The following is a 21,161-nucleotide window of genomic DNA, read 5'->3' as shown; positions in this document are numbered from 1 at the left end:
CTAGCGCTCGGAGTGGCTGCTGTGGCGGAACAGGCCCGGCACCAGGCGCAGCAGCGCCTCGCGGTCTTCGCCCTGGGTGTGGTTCAGCGCGTGGGTGGGGCCGTGCAGGAATTTGCGGGTCAGCGCGCCGGAGAGGGCCTCCAGCACGGCTTCGGGGTCGTCGCCGCGTGCCAGCATGCGGCGCGCGCGTTCCAGTTCAGCCTGGCGGATGGATTCGCCGCTGGTCTGCAGCTCGCGGATGACCGGCACCACGCTGCGGGTTTCGAGCCAGTGCATGAAGTTCTGCACCCGGCTTTCGATGATGGCCTCGGCCTGCGCCACCGCGGCCTGGCGCATCGCATTGCCTTCACGCACGATCGCGCCGAGATCGTCGACGGTGTACAGGAAGACGTCGTCCAGGCGCGCGACTTCGGGCTCAACGTCGCGCGGCACGGCCAGGTCGACCATCATGATGGGGCGGTGCTTGCGGCGCTTGACCGCGCGCTCCACCGCGCCCAGGCCGATGATCGGCAGCGAGCTGGCGGTGCAGGACACCACGATATCGAACTCATGCAGGCGCTCGCCCAGGTCCGTCAGGCGGATCGCGTTGGCGGTCAGGCCCTGGCCGGAGAGCTGTTCGGCGAGTTTCTCGCCGCGTTCCACGGTGCGGTTCGCCACCACGATCTGGCGCGGCTGCTGCGCGGCGAAGTGTGTGGCGCACAGCTCGATCATCTCGCCCGCGCCGATAAACAGCACGCGCTGGGTCGAGACGCTTTCAAAGATGCGCTGCGCCAGCCGCACCGCGGCCGCGGCCATCGACACGGAATGCGCGCCGATCTCGGTCTGGCCGCGCACTTCCTTGGCCACCGCGAAGGTGCGCTGGAACAGCTGGTTCAGGTACGTGCCCAGCGAGCCGGCTTCGCCGGCGGTGCGCACGGCGTCCTTGAGCTGGCCCAGGATCTGGGTCTCGCCCAGCACCATGGAATCCAGGCCGCTGGCCACGCGGAAGGCATGGCGCACGGCTTCCGACTGCGGCAGCGCGTACAGGTGCGGGGCCAGTTCGCCGGCGGGCACGTTGTGGTGCTGCGACAGCCAGCGCAGGGTGTGCTCGAAACCATCCGTGCCCGGTGCCAGGACGTCGGTCGCACAGTAGATCTCGGTGCGGTTGCAGGTGGACAGGATGGCGGCTTCGGTCCCGCTGCGCCCCGACAGGTGGGAGCGCAGCGCACCCAGCGCGGGCTTGATCTGCTCGAGCGGAAACGCCACCCGCTCGCGCAGCGAGACGGGTGCCGTTGTGTGATTGATGCCGATCGCGAGCAGTTGCATTTGTAGGGGACGGGTACGGTCCGGAGCGTGGCCGGACCGGATGCCATTATACCGCCGGGATCGCTAATTGCAGGCGCGGCGCCATCCGGCGCCGGGGGGCGGCGTGGCAGCGGCGCCGGATTGCAGTATCGTTACGCCGTAGCCCTTGCGGCTGTGATGCTGACAACACAGGAGAAGCGGATGCTGGGCACCTTGATCGTGGGTTTGCTGGTGGGGCTGGCGGCGCGCCGGCTGCATCCGGCAGGGCGCGTGGTGACCGTGCCGGCCGCGCTGGTGCTGGGTGCGGCGGGTGCGGCGGGCGCTTTCTACGGCGGCCGGGCCTTGCATCTGTTTATCGACGGGCAGCTCAGCAGCTGGCTGGCGGTGATCGCCGGCTCGGCGCTGCTGGTGGGGATCTGGGGCGCGGTGCGGCCGCGCGGGCGGTAAAAACAGAACTGACTGCCCGGGTCGGGAATCTGCGCGCCGTTTGACCCCGGTCAAATGCGCACCGGGCCCTGGCTCAGGCCCTGGCCGCCAGCAGGCGGCGCAGCACGCCACTGGAATAGTGGCTGGCCACATCCTTCAGGAAGGCCGGAAAGTCCACATGGGCGGTGTCGTCGGCACGGTCCGAGATGGTCCGCATCACGGCATACGGCACGCCGTATTCATGGCAGACCTGCGCCACCGCGGCGCCTTCCATTTCCACTGCCAGCAGCCCGGGCAGGCGCTCGCGCAATTCCGCGACCGCCGCGGGCGAACCGATGAACTGGTCGCCGCTGGCGATCATGCCCCGGTGCAGCCCCGGCGAGGCGACCCCGAAGCGCTCGCGCACCTCACGCGGCACTTCGGCGGCCAGGTCCTGCCGCAGGAAGTCCGCCGCGGCGGCATGCAGCTCGGCCGTCAGCGCCGGGTCGGCCGGGAATTCGGCGCGGTCCAGCAGCGGTACCTCGTGGCGCCCGAAGAACGGGCGCGCGTCCAGGTCATGCTGGATGGTGCGGTCGGCGATGACGATATCGCCCACCCTTGTATCCGCGCCGACGCCGCCGGCCAGTCCTGTAAACACAATCTGCGTGGCCCCGAACTCGCGGATCAGCGTGACCGTGGTCGCGGACGCGGCCACCTTGCCCATGCGCGCCAGCACCAGCACGCACGGCTGCCCGTACAGGTGGCCGGCGTAGTAGTCGCGCATGCCGATGGTGCGCACCGTGGCGCGGCTGTCATCGTGGCGCATGGCGGCGACCAGGGCGTCGACTTCATCATGGATGGCGGCAAGGATTCCGAGGGTCATGGCAGTGAGGGTAGCTGCAAAGCCGATAGCTTAGCGTTGCGCGACGCCCGCGTTGCGTAAATCGTGGCGGGCGGCCGCGGGATTGTGGCGTTTGCAGCCTGGACGACGCTGACGGCGAGGCCGCCCCGGCGCCTTACACTTTGCCGATGACGAAATCCGCGGACGCGACAGCCATGCTGAGCAGAGACGACTTTCTTGCGGTGGTGCGCGCTGCGCCGCTGGTGGCGATCGACCTGGTGGTGGCCGAGCCGGGCGGCCGCATCCTGCTGGGCCGCCGCAGGAACCGGCCGGCGCAGGGCAGCTGGTTCGTGCCGGGCGGGCGCATCCGCAAGGACGAGGGCCTGGACGACGCCTTCCGGCGCGTGGCTGCAGACGAGCTCGGGCTCGACCTCCGGCGGCGCGAGGCACGCATGCTGGGCGTGTACGAGCATTTCTACCCGGACAACTTCACCGGTGCGCCGGACATCGGCACGCACTATGTGGTACTGGCCTATGCGGTGCGGGTGGCGGGCATGGGGCTGGCCACGCCGTCGGACCAGCACAGCGAGTACCGCTGGATGCCGCCGGCCCAGATCCTCGGCTGCGACGACGTGCACGAGAACACGCGGGCGTACTTCCGCTAGCCGCGGCATCCGGCGGCGCCACCATGAAAAAGAGCCCGCACAAGGCGGGCTCAAGTGCCCTGCACGCCGCGGCAGCCGGGGGGCGGCTGCCGGGCACACTAGGCATCCGCCGCGGCCAGCGATTCATTGACCGTCGGGGACTCGGACTCCCTGGCGCGTGCGGATTCGGGCTCGGGCTGCAGCTCGGCGATGTCACCGGCCGCCGTCGGCACCGTGGCCAGGCGGCCCGGCATGCCGAGCGCGTGCTCGGTGCGCAGGTAATGCTTGAAGGGTTCGGCCACCTCGGCGTGGCGCAGCGCGAATTCGACCGTTGCCATCAGGTAGCCCAGCTTGCTGCCACAGTCGAAGCGGCGCCCGTGGTAGCGGTAGGCCAGTACCTGCTCATCGGCGAGCAGCGCCTGGATCCCGTCGGTCAGCTGCAGCTCGCCGCCGGCGCCGGGCTTGAGTGCCTGCAGGTGGTCCAGGATGCGCGGCGTGAACACATAGCGGCCCACCACGCCCAGCCGTGAGGGTGCCGCCTGCGGCGCCGGCTTCTCGACGATGCCGGCCATCTTCACCAAGCGGTCGTCCCAGGGCTTGCCGGCGATCACGCCATATGCGCGCGAATCCTCCGGCGCGATCTCTTCTACCCCAACCACCGAGCTGTGGTAGTGGTCGAACACTCGGATCATCTGGCTGAGCACCGGGGTGGGCGCATCGAGCAGGTCGTCGGCCAGGATTACCGCAAAAGGTTCGTCGGCCACCAGCTTGCTGGCGCAGCGCACGGCGTGGCCCAGGCCCAGCGCTTCGGCCTGGCGCACATAGAAGCAGTCGACATGCGAGGGCTTGATGCTGCGTACCACGTCCAGCAACTGCTGCTTGCCGCGCGCCATCAGCTCGGCTTCGATCTCGCAGGATTTGTCGAAGTGGTCTTCGATGGCGCGCTTGCTGCGGCCGGTGACAAAGATCAGCTCGGTAATGCCGGCCGCTATCGCCTCTTCCACCGCGTACTGGATCAGGGGCTTGTCGACCACGGGCAGCATCTCTTTCGGGCTGGCCTTGGTGGCCGGTAAAAATCGCGTGCCGAGACCGGCAACCGGGAACACGGCTTTCTTGACCTTGAGCATGACGTTGTCCTGTTTTCTGGTTGGGACGCTGGCGACCGGCTCCGCAGTGCCCCTTGGGGCGCGCAGCGGAGGCGGTATCTGCAGCGTATGGCGTGCGACGCGTGGCGTTCTGCCAACAGTTCGCCCTAATCAGCCAGCGCCCGGCCAGCGCGCACCCGGCAGCGCTGGCGCTGCGCGCCACGCGCGGCGCTCTCGTCGGCTGGAGGTAGGGTTTTGGCCGATCGAACCGGCATGCCCTAACTAAGCTTCCGGAACCGGCCGGACGGCCCGGCGGCCGTGCACGCTGCCGGTCAGCGCCCGCGCTCCCATCATCCTGTCCGGCCGGACCCGGCATGCTTCGCCGGGCGCCACAGCGTTAGTCCGTCCCATCCGCGGCTTGCGCCATGCACGGCCGGCCCTGCCGCCGATGCCTCCGGCCTGGGCCGGGCGCGTGACACTGCGCCTCGCCCCGCCCCCACTCTGGGACCAACCATGGAGAAGCCATGACGATCTGTACCAGCCCCAAGGCAAGCGCGGCGGCCCTGCCGCGCCTGCGTACCGCTTTCGCGAGCCTGTGCCTGTGGTGTTCGCTGCTGTTTGCCTTGTCCGGCTGTGGCAGCGGCGGCGCCGATGGCGGCGGAAACGCGAGCCTGGCCGTGGAGGCCGCGGACGCCTGGACCCTGTGCGCGACCGAAAACAAGACCTGTGTGTTCAGCGGCACCCACCAGGTCAAGTACGGTACCGAGACTCAGTACGTCATCAAGGCCTTCACCGGCGGCACGCCCTGCGACAACGGCGTGTTCGGCGACCCTGCGCCCGGCACGGCCAAGAGCTGCTGGTACGACGCCGGCGCGGCCTCGGCGGCGGTAGACAACAGTTGGGTCGCATGCGGCAGCGAGAGCGGCTTCTGCACCTTCACCGGCACGCGCGTGGTCAAGTACGGCACCTCGACGCAGTACGTCACCAAGACCTTTTCCGACGGCGTGGCCTGCAACAACGGCGTGTTCGGCGACCCTGCGCCGGGTGCCGCCAAGGGCTGCTGGTATGCGAGCGCCGCGACCGAGCCGTCCGCGCCAACACCCAGCCCCGGCAGCCCCACCCGCGCCGTGCTCAGCTGCAACAAGCCCGGCGCCGGCGTGGCGGCGGGTGGCGCCGGCGATGCCATCGAGGCTGACTTCGTCGGTGGCGACGGCACCCGCATGGCGGCTGCGGGTGCGGCTTTCCAGTTGCGCTTCACGACCCGCACCGGAGCTGACGACATCGTGAACTGGCAGATCGCCGATGCCTGGGGCACCGTGCGGGCGCAGGGCAGTTTTCCCGCCGCGGCCGGCGCGCGCACCACCACGCTTGACTGCATGTCAGCGCTGGCCGGCTATTTCGCCATCTCGGCCAGCCTCGGTTCGGGGCAGGGCGCGCTGCGCAGCCGCGGCACGCGGCCGGACGGCATCGCCAGCTTCGGCGTGCTGCCGGATGTGACGCCGGTGCTGCCGGTGGCTACCTTTGCACGGCAGGACCTGCATCGCTTCGGCGGCCAGGGCGCGGCGTACCTGCTGCCCGGCCAGGCCTGCTGCACCGGCGACGGCTATCGGCCGCTCTACACCGCGCTGGGCCTGAGCTGGGCCAACGACAACCGCAACTGGTACAAGACGGAGCCCAACGGGCCCAACACTTTCTCGGCGCTGGCCGATAACCTGGCACCGTTCTTCAAGCCGGGCGACCTGATGCGGCTGATCCAGCTCGACGGCATCCCGGCCTGGGCCAGTCCCACCGGAATGGCCACCCATAGCTATGCGCCCAAATCGCTGCCGGACTACCAGAGCTACATGGGCCGCGTCGGCCAGGAGTCAGACCGGATCCGCAAGCAATACTTCCCGGCGCAGTCGGCCAACTACTACCAGGTGACCTGGGAGCCCGACTACACCGGCGGGCTGCCGTGGCTGGACACTGACGCCAACCTTGTTGCGATGTACCGCGCCACCTGGCAGGGCATCCACGGCACCGATCCGTCGGCGGTGGTGATGGGCGTCACCAACGCGATGGTGCGCGAGAACACCCGCTGGCTGAACCGTCTGGTGCCGCAAGGACTGGGGCCCTACCTCGACGGCGTCACCGTGCATGGCTACTACGACATCGGCACCTCGCCGTCGCACCCGCCCGAACGGCTGGTGGGCGACAGCGACGCGGCGGTCGCCGCCAATGCGCTGCCGGCCGCGATGCGCGAGCTGCGCCACGCCGTTGCCAGCCAGCTCAAGCGCGGTGCGAGGCTGTTCGTCACCGAGACCGGCATCAGCTACGACCTCGGCACCGCATACAGCCCGGCCTACCCGACACCCAACGTGTTGTACGGGCACGGCTCGGTAGTGGCGCGCACCCACCTGATCCTGCTCGGCGAAGGCGCCGACGTGACCTTCATCTTCTATGCCAGCGACACGCCCGATTCGACCAGTCAGGCCGGCTATGGCGTGTTCTTCGATCTGGACAACGCACGCGGTGGCTACGGGCCCGAGCGCATCAGCCCCAAGCCCGCGGCCATGGCGGTGGCGGCGATGACGCGCCTGATCGACGGCACCAATACGCTCGGCCCGCTGACCGGCTTGCCCGCGGGCGCCTACGGTTACGCGTTCCAGCGCCTGAACGGCGGCAAGGTGGTGACGGCGCTGTGGGCGCACAGCAATGCCAGCTGGAGCGCGGCGGCAGGCTTCAGCACGACCTATGGCATTCCCTACAGCCTGCAGGTCGACGCGCCCGGCACCAGCGGACAGGTGACGGTCCTCGACATGATGGGCAACGCGATCTCGGTGTCCTATGCCAACGGCGCGGTCAACCTGCAGCTCACCGGGACGCCGCTCTATGTCGTGTCCGCCAACGCGGCCGTGATCCAGTCGCGCGTGACGGCGCCCGAAGGCTACGTGCCGCAGTAACGGCATCAGACGCTCAAGCCGCGGGCCGCTTGCTGGGCAGTGCGGCCGCGCCGTCGCCGGTGCCACCCGCGGCGGCATCGGCGCAGGGCTGGCGCGGCGGAAACAGCGCGTCGCGCAGCCGCAGGAAGGGGAACTCGAGCGCACGCGTGGTCAGGAAGCCGACCGCGATTGCCAGGCCGAACTGCAGCGCCAGCCCCGCGGCCCACACCAGCGGCACCGGCAGCCCGAGGGCCATCGCCTTGCGGATGAAGAGGTCGCCCGGCGCCAGCGCCAGTGAGTGCCACAGGTAGATGCCGTACGAGTAGACGCCGGTCCACGCCACGGCGCGATAGAGCCGGGCATTGCGCAGTGCGGCCGAGTATTCCAGCACCAGCATGATCAGCGCGACGAAGCCAATCGCCTGGATCGTGTAGCCCACACTCTCTTCGAGCGCGAGCGCTTTCTGCAGCCACCCCAGCCATACCACCAGGCCCAGCAACAGCGCGCCCAGCAGCACCTTGTTGCGGGCCAGGCGCCGGTACAGCTCTGGCTGCATCCAGTAGACCGTCGCCAGCATCACGCCGATCAGCAGGCTGTCGATACGGTATTGCGTGTAGGCCGACGCCGCGAGCAGGTCGCCCGCCGCCACCGCCGCACAACGTGCCGCCAGCACCGCCGCGCACAGCGCGCCCAGCGTCCACAGGATCGTGCGTGCGCTGGTGCGCCAGCGGCTCATCACCAACAGCAGCGCGGGCAGCAGCAGGTAGAAGTGTTCCTCCACCGCCAGGCTCCAGGTTTGCGCGATCGATGAACCCAGGTAGTTCTGCAGGTGGCTCAGGTTCTGGTACAGGAAGGTGCTGGTGGGGTGACGCCCCACCAGCACGTGGAACAGGATCAGGGCGTAGTAGGCCGGCCAGATCTTGAAGATGCGCCGGATGATGAAGCGTGCGGCGTCGATATGGCCGGTTTGCGCGTACTGACGCAGCAGCAGGCCGCCGACCAGGAAGCCGCTCAGCGTGAAAAACAGGTTCACGCCTTCGCGGCCGTATTGCTTGAACGGGTACTCGATCGCGGCGAGCAGCGGGTAGCCGGCGGTGACGGTGTGGAAATGCATCCCCATCACCATGATGATCGCCAGTCCGCGCACGAAATCCAGTTCGATCGAGCGCCCGCGTTCGGCGCTGATCGTGTGTGCCAGGTCTTGCATGACAGTCTCCTCAGGGCACCTTGGGTGCGCTATGGTCGGGGCCGGTGCCGTCGAACCGCTTGCGGATGAAGCGGCAGGGATTGCCGCCGTAGATGCCTTCGGGCGCCAGCGAGCGGTGCACCACCGACATCGGCGTGACCACCGCGGAGCGCCCGATGGTGACGCCCTTCTGCACGATGCAGCGCGAGGTGACCCACGCGCCGTCCTCGATCACGATCGGCGCGACCGTCAGATCCATGTTGGTATCGACCGCATGCGAGCCGGTGGTGAGGAAGCTGCCCTGCGAAATGCAGACGTGCGAGCCGATGCGGATCGGCGCCTGGTTGTACAGCCAGACGTCGATGCCGAACCAGCAGGCATCGCCCACTTCCAGGTTCCACGGGTATTTGACGCGGATCGGATGCATCAGCCGGCAGCCGCGGCCGATGCGTGCGCCGAACAGGCGTAGCAGCGACACGCGCAGCGTGGAAAATGGCACCAGCTTGTTGTTGACGATGGTGGCCTCGAGCAGGAACCAGAGCGCCTCGACCAGCAGGCCGCGCCGGCGCACGTAGTTGCCCTTGCCGGCGCAGTCCAGCGCGATCACGCGGCCAGCGGGGCGCGTGAAGCCGGCGCCTTCGAGTTGGTGGGCCAGTGCTTCGCCTTCCATGATCGACCTCCCCTTCATTTGCCGCCGGATCGAGGTGTCCGGCGTGCGGCTGTCCCGGTGCCGAGTGCCAGTTGTGTTCCCGTTGAAAAAATTATTGAACGCCAGCCGCCTCGCAACGCGGATTCGCGCGCATTTGGCCCGCGCGGAATAGGTTTTGGCGGCCACGCACTAGCGTGTTGTGGCGTGGCGATGGGGGCCGCTAGTGCAGCGGGCCGTGCAGGCCCTGCGCCGGCGCTGGCGCGGTGCTGGCGCGGCGGTCAGGGAAGATCGCGTCGCGCAGCCGCAGGAACGGGAACTCAATCACGCGCGTGGTCACGTAGCCGGCGCAGATGGCGATGGCGAACTGCAGCACCACCGCCAGCGCCCATGTGGCCATCGGCGGCACGCCGTGGGCGAGCGCGGCGCTGATGAAGATCTTGCCTGGCTCGCGGGCCACCGTGTGCCACAGGTAGATGCCGTAGGAGTAGAGCCCCACCCATGCCACCCAGCGGTAGGGCAGTGTGTCGCGCAGCCGGCCTGAATGCTCGAGCACCAGCATGATCAGCGCGCTGAAGCCGATTGACTGGATGGTGAAGCCGATGCTCTCCTCGACCGTGATCTCGTCCTGCAGGAACACCAGCCACACCAGCAGCGTGGCTACCGCGAGCATCAGCCACGCGCGTCGCGTCGCCAGCTTGCGGTAGTGTCCCGGCAGCATCCAGTACAGGATCGCCAGCATCACGCCGAACAGCAGGCTGTCGACGCGGTAGTGGGTGTAGACGTAGGCAGCCTGGATCTCGCCGGACGCCACTGCCGCACCGCGCGCTACCAGCACCGCCAGGCAGGTGGCGCACAGCAGGCACAGCAGCACGCGCGGTCCCAGGCGCAGGCGCGCGGCCAGCAGCAGCGCCGGCGGCAGCAGCAGGTAGAAATGCTCTTCCACCGCCAGGCTCCAGGTCTGGGCGATCGATGAGCCCAGGTAGTTCTGCAGGTGGGTCAGGTTCTGCACCAGGAAGGAATCGCGCGGGTGGCGCCCGACAACGGCATGGAACAGGATCAGCGCGTAGTAAGCGGGCCAGATCTTGAACATGCGGCGGATGATGAAGCGGCGCGCATCGATCGTGCCGCGCTCGGCCAGCTCACGCATCAGCAGGCCCCCGACAAGGAAGCCACTCAGCGTGAAGAACAGCGTCACGCCTTCGCGGCCGAAGTTCTTCAGCGGATATTCGAGCAGCCAGACCAGGGTGCTGCCGGTGTTGACGGTATGGAAGTGGATGCCCATCACGGCGATGATGGCCAGTCCGCGGATGAAGTCGAGCTCGCGCAGCCGGGCAGGCGCCGGCGCCCCGGCTTGGTGTGAAAGTGGCATTGGTAGCTTCTCCGCTCGGTGCGGCCGGCGCGGCAGGTCATGCCGCGGCCCGGCGCAGCGTCATCTTGAATTCGGTGACCGTGTGGCGCGCCAGCAGCTGCGCGCGCGAGCCGGCGCCCGCGGCGGCTGCCGTGGTGGCGGGCGGCGCCGGCGGCTGCGTCAGTTGGTCCAGCGCGCGGCCGATAGCGGCTGCCGAAAGGTCGTCCATCACCGGGCCGAGGTCGCGGCCGCGGCAGAACCAGCCGATCAGGCCGTCGGCGGTCGCCAGCACCGGCTTGCCGAAGCGGAAGGCCTGCACCAGCACCCCGCTCATGCCGTAGTGGCTCTTGTAGCCGAGCCACACCGCGTCGCAGGCGGAGAACAGGTCGGCCTCCTGCGCCTCGGGAATGAACCGGTCCAGCAGCAGCGGCGCCGGCGACAGGCTGGCGGCGGCTTCGCCAAGCCACGCGCGGGTCTCTTCGTCCTGCACGCCGGCCACCACCAGCCGCGGTGCGCCGGGGCGGGCGGCCAGCGCGGCCACCAGTTCGCGGATGCCCTTGCGCGCCGTGATGGCGCCGTAGACCAGCAGCACCGGGCCGTCGCCCAGTGCCAACCGCGCGCGCGCCGCCGCCTGGGTGGCAGGCGCCATGTCCGGGCTCGGGTCGGCCAGGTACGCCAATGCGGCACCGGCCCGGTTGCCATACCACCCGGGCAGCGTAGGGTCGATGGACAGCATCGTCTTGAGCCCCGTCGCCGACAGCGCGCGCCGGAACAGCAGCGCCTTGACCGCATTGATCAGCGGCTGGCGCGGCGCCCGCACGCCCACGCGGTGGTGGTGGAAGCCGGCCCGCATCGTGATGCCCACCCACGGCGTCGCGCCGAATGGCGAGCCCAGCAGCGGCAACGCCCACAGGAAGTAGTCGGCGTAGGGCACCAGTACCTGCTCGCAGCGCTGCGCGGTGGCAGCCTGGCAGAACAGGTGGCGGAAGATGCGCCAGTAGCGCACATAGGCGATGCGGCCGGTGCCGCGGCCCGCGTCGGCCGGCAGCGGCATGGCCATCAGCGTGCAGCCAGGCGAGCGGCCGGCCTGCAGCGCCTGCGCGAGCGGATGGCCAAGGTTGGCCTGGTCGGTCACCACCACGCAGCGCCGGCCGGCCTCGGCAAAGGCCTGCAGCGCCCATTCCACGTAGCGCCAGCGGTGGCCGGTGAAATCGGGTTCGATGATGAAGAGGCAGGAGTCGGACATCGTCATTCCCTGGTTGCCGGCCGGTGTTATCGCAACACTAGCAGCGCGCGTACGTCGGCAGACGCCAATTTCCAGCCGCCGGCTGGCGGATAAAGGCGATTGGTGTGGCGCCGCGCCGCATTGGCTGAAATCAGCTATGCGATGGCGGGACGGCGCGGCCGCGCCGCGTTCTAGTTAAGTCCGTTGCGTGCCGTTGCCGCCTGCCGCCACCGGACGGGCTGGTGAGGCCGCAGGAGCCGCACGGCAGCAAGGACGGGAATCCCATGATCAAGACGCTGAAATTCCTGGCGGGGCAGTCGCGCCGGCGGCCGCCCGCAAGTTCGGCCATGTGGGTGCTGGCGCAGCAGGCGGCGGTGCGCGGCATGGTGGCGGTCAAGTTCCTGGTGGTCGGGCGACTGCTCGGGCCCGAGGCGCTCGGCGTGGCCGGTGTCGCGCTGCTGGCGGTGGCGATCGCCGAGGCGCTCAGCGACACCGGCCTGCCGCAGGCCGTGATCCAGGGCCAGCGCGCGCCGGCACTGGCCGAGCTCGGCGCGATCTGGTCGGCACTGGCCTGCCGCGGCGCGCTGGTGGCATTGCTGCTGCTGGCGCTGGCGCCACTGCTCGAAGCGCAGTTCCACCTGCCCGGGGCGCTGCCGCTGCTGCAGCTTGCCGCCGCGCTGCCGCTGCTGCGCGGGGTGGCCTCCCCCGCCTACTATGTCGTCACGCGCGAGCGCGACTTCAGCCGGGTAGCCGCGCTGGAGATTGCCGCGGCCCTTGCCGACTGCACGCTCAGCGTGGTGTGCGCGCTGGCCGGCGCGGGCGCCTACAGCGTCGTGATCGGCCTGCTTGGCGCCGAAGCGCTGAAGACCGCGCTGACCTGGGCCACCATCCGTCCACGCCCGCCGCTGCGCCTGCGCTGGGCCGGCATCGGGCACTACCTCGGCTTCAGCCGCTGGATCTGGGCGGCCAGCGTGATCAACCTGCTGCTCAACCAGTTCGACAAGGTCATGGTCGGCAAGCTGCTGGGCCCGGCGCAACTGGGCGCCTACCAGATGTCTTCCAAGCTTGCGCAGATGCTGCTGGCCGACGCCGGCATCGCGATGTCGCAGTACCTGTTCCCCACCTTTGCCGCCCGCCACCGGCAGCAGGACGGCTCCGCGCCACGCCTGCTGCGCCGCTTGCTGGGGCTGGCCGCGCTGGCACTGGTATTGGCGGTGGTGGCCCTCAACCTGGCGGCCGAGCCGCTGTTCCTGCTGCTGCTCGGATCGACGTGGATCGAGGCCGTGCCGCTGTTCCGTGTTTTCACGCTCAACATGGCGATCGGCGCACTGATCGCCTTGCTGGTGGCCTATCTGCGCGCCATCGGCGAGCCCCGCGTGACTACCCATGCCTCGCTGGTGCAGGCCGGCGTGTTGCTGGCGTGTGTGGCGCCAGCCACGCACTGGTGGGGCGCCATCGGCATTGCCTGGTCCATGACCGTCGGGCTCGCCAGCGCGATGGCATGGATGCTGGCCAGGGTCTTCAGGGGCAAGTAATCAGGAGAAAGTCATGCGCATACTCCATCTGGTACTGACGCCGCGCATGTCGGGCGCGGAAATTCTGGTGCGCGACCTCGCGCTGTACCAGCAGGGCTGCGGCGAGTCGGTGGCGGTGGCAGCGCTGATGCCCGCGCACGCCGACTTCACGCCGCTGCGGGCCCAGCTTGCCGCGGCCGGCGTGGCATGCAGCTTCCCGAAGCACGCCCAGCGCCCGCTGGCGCGGCTCTGGTACCTGCATGGCGTGATGCGTCGCTGGCGGCCCGACGTCGTTTTCGCGCACGCGACCATTCCCGCCTTCTATGCCCGCGCGCTGCCCTCGCGCGTGCCGGTGGTGTATGTCATGCATTCCGCGGTCAATGACTTCGAGCGCGACCTATTCCGCTGGGCCGAACGGCTGCTGTCGCGGCGCGCCCGCGCGGTGGTGGGCGTGGCGCAGAGCAATGTGCGCGATTACCAGGCTGCGGTGGGGCCGCATCCGCGCCTGACCGTGATTCCAAACGGCGTCGACACCAGTCGCTTTGCGATGCAGCCAGCCGCCCCGTCCGGCGCCGCGCCGTTGCTGCTGCAGATCGGGCGCTATGACGCGGTCAAGAACCAGCTGCGCACCGTACGCGCGTTCCACGCCCTGCTGCAGCAGGCGCCGCAGGCCCGGATGGCTTTGTACGGCGTGATCGAGGATCCCGTGTACTACGCCAGGGTGCGGGCGCTGGCGGCCGAACTCGGGCTCGGCGGCATGGTCAGCATCAATGGCCCCTGCGACAACGTGCCGGCGCTGCTCGCCCTGGCTTCGGTGTTTGCGATGCCGTCCGCCTCGGAGGCACACAGCATTGCCTTTCTGGAAGCGCTGGCCAGCGGCATCCCGGTGGTGGCCAGCGACATCCCGGCGTTTGCCTTCGCCCGCGGCCATGGTTCCGTGCAACTGGTCGATTGCGCAGATATCGATGCCTATGCGCAGGCGTTGGCACGCGCGCTGGGGCAACCACGAGCGCGGCGGCCATTGGAGGGCCTGACCTTGCGCGATACGGCCCTGCGCTATGAGGTGATTGCGAAGGAGGTGCTCGGGGTGGCTTGAGAGGCATGCCCGGACATTGGCGCAGTCAGCCCGCCAACGACGAGCCGGCACCAAGTGGCGCATTCCCGCCGACAAGCACGGCGCACCAAAATCACTCCACCTCCTCAATTTGGGGCGCGTCGCCAAAGCTGTTGCATTTGCGTCAAATTCCAAGCGCGTTTTCCCTCACTTGGTGAATTAAGAATGCACCAGATCACGTAGTAGTGTGATTTATATCACGTTCGAATTGGTGCGTTTATGTTGCGATGCAGCGTAATGGCTATATTGGTTATCAAGGTGCGACAGATTGATTTTTGTGAATAACGGAGTCCCGTGTTGAATCGCAAAAAATGTTTAATAACAGTGTCTTGCTGAATATTTGAGAAGGCGGTTGATGCCTCCTGCCAAGGCATCGCTAATCCGGGAATAACCGAAACGGCAATGTATATATTGCAATGCGATATAAGAAGTTCCGCGCCAGAAGCAAACCATGAGAAGTTGGGGGAAAATCATGCCGTACGCACAGATCGAGCCGCCCGCTGTCAGTGTTTTTTCCAGTGCACTGTCCATAAACGCTTTACGCTGCACCTCGCGGCGCATCGGAATCTTGCTGTACGACGGATTTTCCCTGCTCGGCGCCGGCCTGGTCGCCGAACTGTTCCAGACCGCCAACGAGCTTACGGCGCCCAGCAGTGGCGGGCGTATCACCTATGACGTGCGCTTCCTGTCGGTCGAAGGCGGCGGCGTGACGGGTTCGGCCGCGGTGCGGGTATGGACCGACAGCCTCGATCCGCGCCTTCCCGCCGGCCTCGACATGCTGTTTATCGCCGGCGGCGACGGCGCCCGTGCCGCAGCCAGCGACACGCGCCTGCGGTGCTGGCTGCGCGCCGCCTGCTCCACCACCGACAGCGTGTGGCCGATCGCGGAGGGGCGTGCGGTGCTGGTGGCCGCGGGCGTGATGAAGCCCGACGAGGCGTCACGCCGCCCGCACCTGTCGGTGATGCCAGCGGGCGATGACGCCGAGCCGCGCTTCGAGTCAATGAAGGGGGCGCTGAAGGTGATCCGCCGCGACCTGGGCGTGGACGTGGCGCGCGCGGTGGTGGAGCGCGTGCTGCCCGCCTGGAGCGACCAGCTGCTGCCGCGGCTGGGCGACGCCGGACTGACCAGCGCCGCCGACAAGATCCGAGCCGCCGCGCGCTGGCTGCAGCAGAACTGCGAGCACGATATCTCGATCGCCGACGCCGCCGAGGTTGCGACCATGAGCGAGCGCAACTTCCTGCGTCGCTTCAAGCTTGAGATGGGTGTCACCCCTTCCGACTTCCTGCTGCACGCGCGCCTGGAGACGGCCTGCGGCTTCCTGGCTGAGACCGAGCTGCCGGTCGACAAGGTGGCGCGCCGCTGCGGCATGGGCAACGGTGACCGCCTGGCCAAGATCTTCCGCAAGCGGCTGTTGGTCTCACCGACAGAATTCCGCCAGCGCCACAAGGAACACCGGGAACAGAGGGCCGCCACCGACGGCTGAGGCGCGCCTGCGCGCATTCATCACCCCCGATTGCTGTTTGAAAAGCTCCGCGAGGCACCGCGGCGGGCGCAACTCGCCCGCGCGAGGCCGCGCGCCTGGTTGCCGAGTCTGGAGGCTTTGCCATGTTGAACGCGACGCAAGCGGTGTCGAATCTGGAGGGCGCGGCGGCGCCAGCCGAGCAGGAAGCGGCTGCACAGGCCGACAGGCCGGCGCCCGATGATGGCGTCCCGCCATTGGCGCAGCGGCTGCGGCTCGCGCCGGTGGTGCTGGCCGGCGGTGCCGGTACGCGGCTGTGGCCACTGTCGCGCGAGCACTATCCCAAGCAACTGATCGATCTGGTCGGCACCGACTCGCTGCTGCAGGCCACGCTGCGCCGACTGTCAGCCTTCGGCGCGGAGCGCGAGGTGGTGCCGGAAGCCATCATCACCTGCGGGGAGGAGCACCGCTTCACCACTGCCGAGCAACTGAGCAAGAGCGGCATCCAGGCCCGCCTGGTGGTCGAGCCCGCGCGGCGCAACACGGCGCCCGCGCTGACCATCGCCGCCTGGCTGGCGCAAGGCAAGGGCGAAGACGTAATTCTGGTGGTGATGCCGGCCGACCACGCCATCCTGGATGGCCCTGCCTTCCACCGCGCGATCGCCATCGCCGCCGGGCATGCAGAGCGCGGCGCGATGGTAACGCTGGGCGTGCCACCCACGCGCCCCGAAACCGGCTACGGCTACATCAGGCTGGGCCAGGGGCATGCCGACGGCGCGCACGATATCGCGCGGTTTGTCGAGAAGCCGGCCATAGAGATCGCCGCGCAGTATGTGCAGAGCGGCCAGTACTGGTGGAACAGCGGCATTTTCGTGGTGCGAGCGACGGTCTGGCTGCGTGCGTTGCAGGCGCTGCAACCCGCGATCTACGAGGCCTGCATGGCCGCGGTGATCGGCGGGAAGCTGCAGCCGCCGTATTTCCGCCCCGACGGCGAACCCTTCCTGCAGTGCCCGTCCGATTCGATCGACTACGCGGTGATGGAACGGCTCGACCAGCCTGGCGCGCCTTGCCAGGGCGTGGTCGTGCCGCTCACGGCGGGCTGGTCTGACCTCGGCTCGTGGGACGCGGTGTGGGACGCAACCGAGAAGGACGGCGACGGCAATGCCGCGCGCGGCCGGGTGATGTTCGAAGGCGCCAGCGCCAGCTATGCCTACTCGGACGGCCGGCTGGTGGCCTGCGTGGGCACCAGCAACATCGTGGTGGTAGAGACCGCCGACGCCGTGCTGGTGGCCGACCGCTCGCACGTGCAGGACGTCAAGGGCCTGGTCGAGCGGATCAAGGCGCAGCGCGCGCCAGAGGCCGAGGACCACCGCAAGGTGCGGCGTCCCTGGGGCTTCTACGACTCGATCGACCACGGCGAGCGCTTCCAGGTCAAGCGCATCGTGGTGGCGCCCGGCGCACGCCTGTCGCTGCAACTACACCACCACCGCGCCGAGCACTGGGTGGTCGTCAGCGGCACCGCGCGGGTCACACGCGGCAAGGAGACCTTCCTGCTGGGCGAGAACCAGTCCACTTATATCCCGCTGGGCGTGGCGCACCGGCTGGAGAACCCCGGGAAGCTGCCGCTGGAGATCATCGAGATCCAGTCCGGCGGCTATCTCGGCGAAGACGACATCGTGCGCATGGACGACAACTACGGGCGCTGTGCCTGAACAGTGGTGACCCGGGGGCGGCGGGACCCCGGCGCATTAAGCCGTTTTGGCAGACGGGCAGGAGGAGGCGAAATGGTCAAGCTCGAAGGAATGCTGGCGCGCATGCTCGACGTGGCGCTGGTGCTGGCCGGTGCGCTGCTGGCCGCGCAGTTTCGGTTCGATGCGATCGAGCAGGGTGCCCTGTTCGAGCTGTTCATCGCGTTGTCGGCGGCGTTCACGCTGGCGCTGTTCCCGGCCTTTGGCATCTATGAGTCGTGGCGCGGCCGTTCCAAGCTTGGCCTGGCGGGGCAGGTGGCGCTGGCATGGCTGCTGGTGCAGCTGTGCGGCGTGATGGTGATGTTCTCGGTGCACCGGCTCGACCTGGTGTCGCGGCTGTGGTTCGCCTACTGGACCGCCAGTACCGGCGCGTTGATGATCCTGTCGCGACTGCTCGCGCACATGGTGCTGGGCCATATGCGCAGCGCCGGCATGAACCTGCACCAGGTAGCGGTGGTCGGCAGCGGCGCACACTGCAACGCCGTGATCCGGCGCGTGGCGGAGTCACCGGCGTCAGGCTTTCGTGTGGTGGCGGCGTTCAATGTGGCGCCGGCGGCCGGCGGCCTCAACGCGCGCGTGCCGACCTTCGAGGACCGCGCCGCCTTCGCCCATTACGTGCGCACGCAGAAAATCCACGAGCTGTGGCTGGCGCTGCCGCTGTCGCAGGAGCGCGCGATCCTTGAATTCGTGGCGGCATTCCGCGACGAGCTGATCAACATCCGCTTTATGCCGGACCTGCGCACGGTGGCGCTGTTCGACGGCGGCATGATCGACCTGATCGGCATGCACGCGATCAACCTGGCGGCGTCGCCATTGTCGCCGAGCGCACTGGCGCAGAAGGACATCTTCGACCGGCTCTTCGCTGCGCTGGCGCTGATCGGGCTGGCGCCGCTGCTGGCGGCCATCGCCATCGCGGTCAAGCTGTCGTCGCGCGGCCCGGTGCTGTTCTCGCAGCGGCGCAAGGGTGCGGACGGGCGCGTCTTCCGCATCTACAAGTTCCGCTCGATGCGCGTGCACACCGAGCAGGCCGGTCAGCTCACCCAGGCCAGGCGCGGCGACTCGCGCGTGACACGGGTCGGCGCCTTCCTGCGCCGCACCAGCCTGGACGAGCTGCCGCAGTTCTTCAACGTGCTGCGCGGCGACATGTCGGTGGTCGGCCCGCGCCCGCATGCGCTGGAGCACGACGACCACTACGGCAAGCTGGTGTCGGGTTATATCCAGCGCTATCGCATCAAGCCCGGCATCACTGGCTGGGCGCAGGTGAACGGCTACCGTGGCGAGACTGACCGCATCGAGAAGATGGAGGGCCGCATCGCCTGCGACCTGTACTACCTGGTGAACTGGTCCTTTGCGCTGGACATGCGGATCATCGCTGCCACCGTGTTCAAGGGCCTGTTCCGCAGCAACGCGTACTGAACCGAGGCATCCGCCCGCGACGCGGGCGGGAAGGGAGGCGTGACACCATGTCAAACCTGCTAGAGACCCAATATGCCGAGTCACCGGCGGCGCCGGAACTGCGGCTGTCCGACTACCTCGTCACGCTGCTGGGGAACTGGCGCATGATCGCCGCCATCACGCTGCTGGCGCTGGCGGGCGGCTCGATCTACGCGATGACGGCCAAGCCGGTCTATCGCGCCGATGCGCTGATCCAGGTCGAGGACAGCAAGGGCGATGCCAATGCCAACAACCAGAACTCGCTGCAGTCGCTGTCGTCGATCTTTGATTCCAAGTCGTCCACCGCGGCCGAGATCGAACTGATCCGCTCGCGCCTGGTGGTCGAGGACGCGGTGCGTACGCTGCACCTGGATATCGCCGCGCGGCCGCGCTACCTGCCGGTGATCGGCGGCTGGCTGGCGGCTCGCCACAGCGGCAAGACGCCCGCCCCGCCACGCTTCGGGCTGCCGCAGTACGCGTGGGGCGGCGAGTCGATCACGATGTCGATGTTCGAGACGCCGGCCAGGTACTACAAGAAGCCGTTCGTGCTGACCGTCGAGGGCGAGCGCACCTACAGCCTGCGCGATCCCGACGGCGCGCTGGTGCTGAACGGGCGCGCCGGCGAGGAAGCCGGCGGCGCCAGCACGCTGGGGCCGGTGCGCGTTCGCATCGACCAACTGACGGGGCGTCCGGGCACGCAGTTCGAGCTGACGCGAGCGTCCACCCTGGCCACGGTGGAGTCGGTGCAGCGCGCGCTGGCGGTCGGCGAGACCGCGTTGCAGTCCGGCATCATCCGCGCCAGCCTGGAGGGTCCCGACAGCAAGCTGACTGCCGAGATCGTCAACACCATCGCGCGCCAGTTCGTGCAGCAGGACATCGGGCGGCGCTCGGCCGAGGCGGAGCACACGCTGGCCTTCCTGGAGCAGCAGCTGCCGGTGCTGCGCAAGGAACTGGACCAGGCCGAGGAGCGCTACAACTCCTTCCGCAACAAGCTGGGCACCGTCAACCTGGGCGAGGAAAGCCGCCTGCTGCTGCAGCAGATCGTCGACAACAAGAACCGGCTGCTGACCATGGAGACGCAGCTGGCCGAGTACAACACGCGCTACACCGAGTCCAATCCGGCGGTGGTGTCGCTGAAGGCGCAGATCGCCACGCTGACCGCGCAGCAGAACGCGCTGCGCCGCAGCATCTCGCTGCTGCCGGATACCGAGCAGACCGCGCTGCGGCTGATGCGCGACGTGCGCGTCGATACCGAGCTCTACACCAGCCTGCTCAACAATGCGCAGCAGCTGCGCGTGGTCAAGGCAGGCCAGGTCGGCAGCGTGCGCGTGGTGGATTTCGCGGAACCGGCCGATGAGCCGGTGCGGCCGCAGCGCGCCATGCTCGTGCTGATCAGTGCCGGCCTGGGCATGCTGGCGGCGATGGTGCTGGCGTTGCTGAGGAAGGCGCTGTACGGCGGCGTGGAGCATCCGGAGGACATCGAGCGGCTGATTGGCGTGCCGGTGTGCGCGGTGGTGCCGCGCAGCCGCATGCAGCTGCGCCTGCAGCGCGAGCTCAACCGCGGGCGCAACGACCGCGGCGCCCCGCGCCTGCTGGCCGCGCGCGCACCTGACGACATCGCGGTGGAAGGCGTGCGCAGCCTGCGCACCACGCTGCAGTACGCGCTCCGAGACGCCACCAACAACGTGGTGATGCTGACCGGCTCGCGCCAGGACGCGGGCAAGTCTTTCCTGTCTGTCAACCTGGCCGCGCTGGTCGCGGCCGGGCAGCGGCGCGTGCTGATGATCGACGGCGACATGCGCCGCGGCGAGGTGCACGCCCACTTCGGCCTGCGCCACCAGCCAGGCCTGGCCGATGCGCTGATGGGCGAGGACTTCGACACCGTGGTGGTGCGCGAGGTGCTGCCGGGCCTCGACGTCATGCCGCGTGGCGCCGTGCCGCCCGATCCCGCCGAACTACTGATGAGCGAGCGCTTCCGCATGATGCTCGAGCACCTCTCGCACCGCTACGACATGGTGATCATCGACACCCCGCCGGTGCTGGAAGTCACCGACGCCACGCTGCTGGGCCGCCATGCCGGCACCACGCTGCTGGTGGTGCGCCACGGCCGCCATCCGGCCGGAGAGATCGGCGAGACCGTGCGCCGGCTCGGCAACGGCGGCGTGGCGGTGCGCGGGGTGCTGCTGACCGACGTGCCCAAGCCGCCGCTGCGGCTGGGCGCCGGCTACTCGGGCTACAACACCAGCGTCGAGGGGCATCAAGTGAGCCGGTGACGGCCGCCGCTGCGAGCAGAACAATCATCCA

The 21,161-nt window shown here is 68.7% G+C and carries 16 protein-coding genes; 9 read left to right on the top strand and 7 right to left on the bottom strand.

Features of this window, described 5'->3' with window-relative positions; translation table 11 throughout:
• Positions 1 to 1,305, bottom strand: coding sequence for a glutamyl-tRNA reductase (gene hemA, locus A3A5_RS0128325; RefSeq protein ID WP_018313840.1), 1,305 nt, complete (start codon positions 1,303 to 1,305; stop codon positions 1 to 3).
• Positions 1,306 to 1,485: 180 nt separating this feature from the next.
• Between hemA and A3A5_RS0128320 the strand changes: the two genes are divergently transcribed.
• Complete coding sequence (locus A3A5_RS0128320; protein WP_018313839.1) at positions 1,486 to 1,731, top strand: hypothetical protein; 246 nt, start codon at positions 1,486 to 1,488, stop codon at positions 1,729 to 1,731.
• Positions 1,732 to 1,804: 73 nt separating this feature from the next.
• On the opposite strand, the gene A3A5_RS0128315 is transcribed toward A3A5_RS0128320, so the two are convergent.
• The gene (locus A3A5_RS0128315; RefSeq protein WP_018313838.1) at positions 1,805 to 2,572 is read right to left on the bottom strand and encodes a 5'-methylthioadenosine/adenosylhomocysteine nucleosidase; all 768 of its coding nucleotides are present in this window, start codon (positions 2,570 to 2,572) and stop codon (positions 1,805 to 1,807) included.
• 173 nt (positions 2,573 to 2,745) lie between these two features.
• Between A3A5_RS0128315 and A3A5_RS0128310 the strand changes: the two genes are divergently transcribed.
• Positions 2,746 to 3,195: a GDP-mannose mannosyl hydrolase gene (locus A3A5_RS0128310; RefSeq protein ID WP_026201223.1), complete on the top strand. Its 450-nt coding sequence runs from the start codon at positions 2,746 to 2,748 to the stop codon at positions 3,193 to 3,195.
• A 98-nt stretch (positions 3,196 to 3,293) separates the two neighbouring features.
• Here the strand turns inward: A3A5_RS0128310 and galU are convergent, their stop codons facing one another.
• The gene (gene galU, locus A3A5_RS39475) at positions 3,294 to 4,301 is read right to left on the bottom strand and encodes a UTP--glucose-1-phosphate uridylyltransferase GalU (RefSeq protein WP_018313836.1); all 1,008 of its coding nucleotides are present in this window, start codon (positions 4,299 to 4,301) and stop codon (positions 3,294 to 3,296) included.
• A 482-nt stretch (positions 4,302 to 4,783) separates the two neighbouring features.
• Here galU and A3A5_RS0128300 point away from each other — a divergent pair, with 482 nt between their 5' ends.
• Positions 4,784 to 7,201: a hypothetical protein gene (locus tag A3A5_RS0128300; RefSeq protein WP_018313835.1), complete on the top strand. Its 2,418-nt coding sequence runs from the start codon at positions 4,784 to 4,786 to the stop codon at positions 7,199 to 7,201.
• A 13-nt stretch (positions 7,202 to 7,214) separates the two neighbouring features.
• Here A3A5_RS0128300 and A3A5_RS0128295 read toward each other — a convergent pair whose 3' ends face one another.
• The 4 genes from A3A5_RS0128295 to A3A5_RS0128280 all read right to left on the bottom strand — a co-directional run bounded on the left by A3A5_RS0128295 (position 7,215) and on the right by A3A5_RS0128280 (position 11,609).
• Positions 7,215 to 8,387 (bottom strand): acyltransferase, encoded by a 1,173-nt coding sequence (locus A3A5_RS0128295; protein WP_018313834.1) that lies wholly within the window; start codon positions 8,385 to 8,387, stop codon positions 7,215 to 7,217.
• A 10-nt stretch (positions 8,388 to 8,397) separates the two neighbouring features.
• A complete protein-coding gene (locus A3A5_RS39470) occupies positions 8,398 to 9,036 on the bottom strand; it encodes a putative colanic acid biosynthesis acetyltransferase (RefSeq protein ID WP_018313833.1) in 639 nt (212 codons plus the stop codon).
• 199 nt (positions 9,037 to 9,235) lie between these two features.
• Positions 9,236 to 10,384, bottom strand: coding sequence for an acyltransferase (locus A3A5_RS0128285; RefSeq protein WP_018313832.1), 1,149 nt, complete (start codon positions 10,382 to 10,384; stop codon positions 9,236 to 9,238).
• A 37-nt stretch (positions 10,385 to 10,421) separates the two neighbouring features.
• Positions 10,422 to 11,609 carry a glycosyltransferase gene (locus A3A5_RS0128280; protein ID WP_026201222.1) on the bottom strand — a complete coding sequence of 396 codons (1,188 nt, stop codon included), beginning with the start codon at positions 11,607 to 11,609 and terminating at the stop codon, positions 10,422 to 10,424.
• Positions 11,610 to 11,872: 263 nt separating this feature from the next.
• Here A3A5_RS0128280 and A3A5_RS0128275 point away from each other — a divergent pair, with 263 nt between their 5' ends.
• From A3A5_RS0128275 to A3A5_RS0128250, 6 genes are all read left to right on the top strand, one after another.
• Entirely contained in the window at positions 11,873 to 13,123 is a 1,251-nt protein-coding gene (locus tag A3A5_RS0128275; protein ID WP_018313830.1) for an oligosaccharide flippase family protein, read from the top strand.
• A gap of 13 nt (positions 13,124 to 13,136) precedes the next feature.
• Entirely contained in the window at positions 13,137 to 14,198 is a 1,062-nt protein-coding gene (locus A3A5_RS0128270; RefSeq protein WP_018313829.1) for a glycosyltransferase family 4 protein, read from the top strand.
• 490 nt (positions 14,199 to 14,688) lie between these two features.
• Positions 14,689 to 15,699 carry a GlxA family transcriptional regulator gene (locus tag A3A5_RS0128265; protein ID WP_035813864.1) on the top strand — a complete coding sequence of 337 codons (1,011 nt, stop codon included), beginning with the start codon at positions 14,689 to 14,691 and terminating at the stop codon, positions 15,697 to 15,699.
• 122 nt (positions 15,700 to 15,821) lie between these two features.
• Positions 15,822 to 17,387 (top strand): mannose-1-phosphate guanylyltransferase/mannose-6-phosphate isomerase, encoded by a 1,566-nt coding sequence (locus tag A3A5_RS0128260; protein WP_018313827.1) that lies wholly within the window; start codon positions 15,822 to 15,824, stop codon positions 17,385 to 17,387.
• A 72-nt stretch (positions 17,388 to 17,459) separates the two neighbouring features.
• Positions 17,460 to 18,839 (top strand): undecaprenyl-phosphate glucose phosphotransferase, encoded by a 1,380-nt coding sequence (locus tag A3A5_RS0128255; RefSeq protein WP_018313826.1) that lies wholly within the window; start codon positions 17,460 to 17,462, stop codon positions 18,837 to 18,839.
• Between the two features lie 47 nt (positions 18,840 to 18,886).
• On the top strand, positions 18,887 to 21,130 hold the full coding sequence (locus tag A3A5_RS0128250; RefSeq protein WP_018313825.1) for a polysaccharide biosynthesis tyrosine autokinase: 2,244 nt from the start codon (positions 18,887 to 18,889) through the stop codon (positions 21,128 to 21,130).
• The last annotated feature ends 31 nt before the right edge of the window (positions 21,131 to 21,161 follow it).

The organism is Cupriavidus sp. UYPR2.512, from assembly GCF_000379565.1.
GTDB lineage: Bacteria > Pseudomonadota > Gammaproteobacteria > Burkholderiales > Burkholderiaceae > Cupriavidus.
This window is presented reverse-complemented; position numbering and strand designations above follow the sequence as displayed.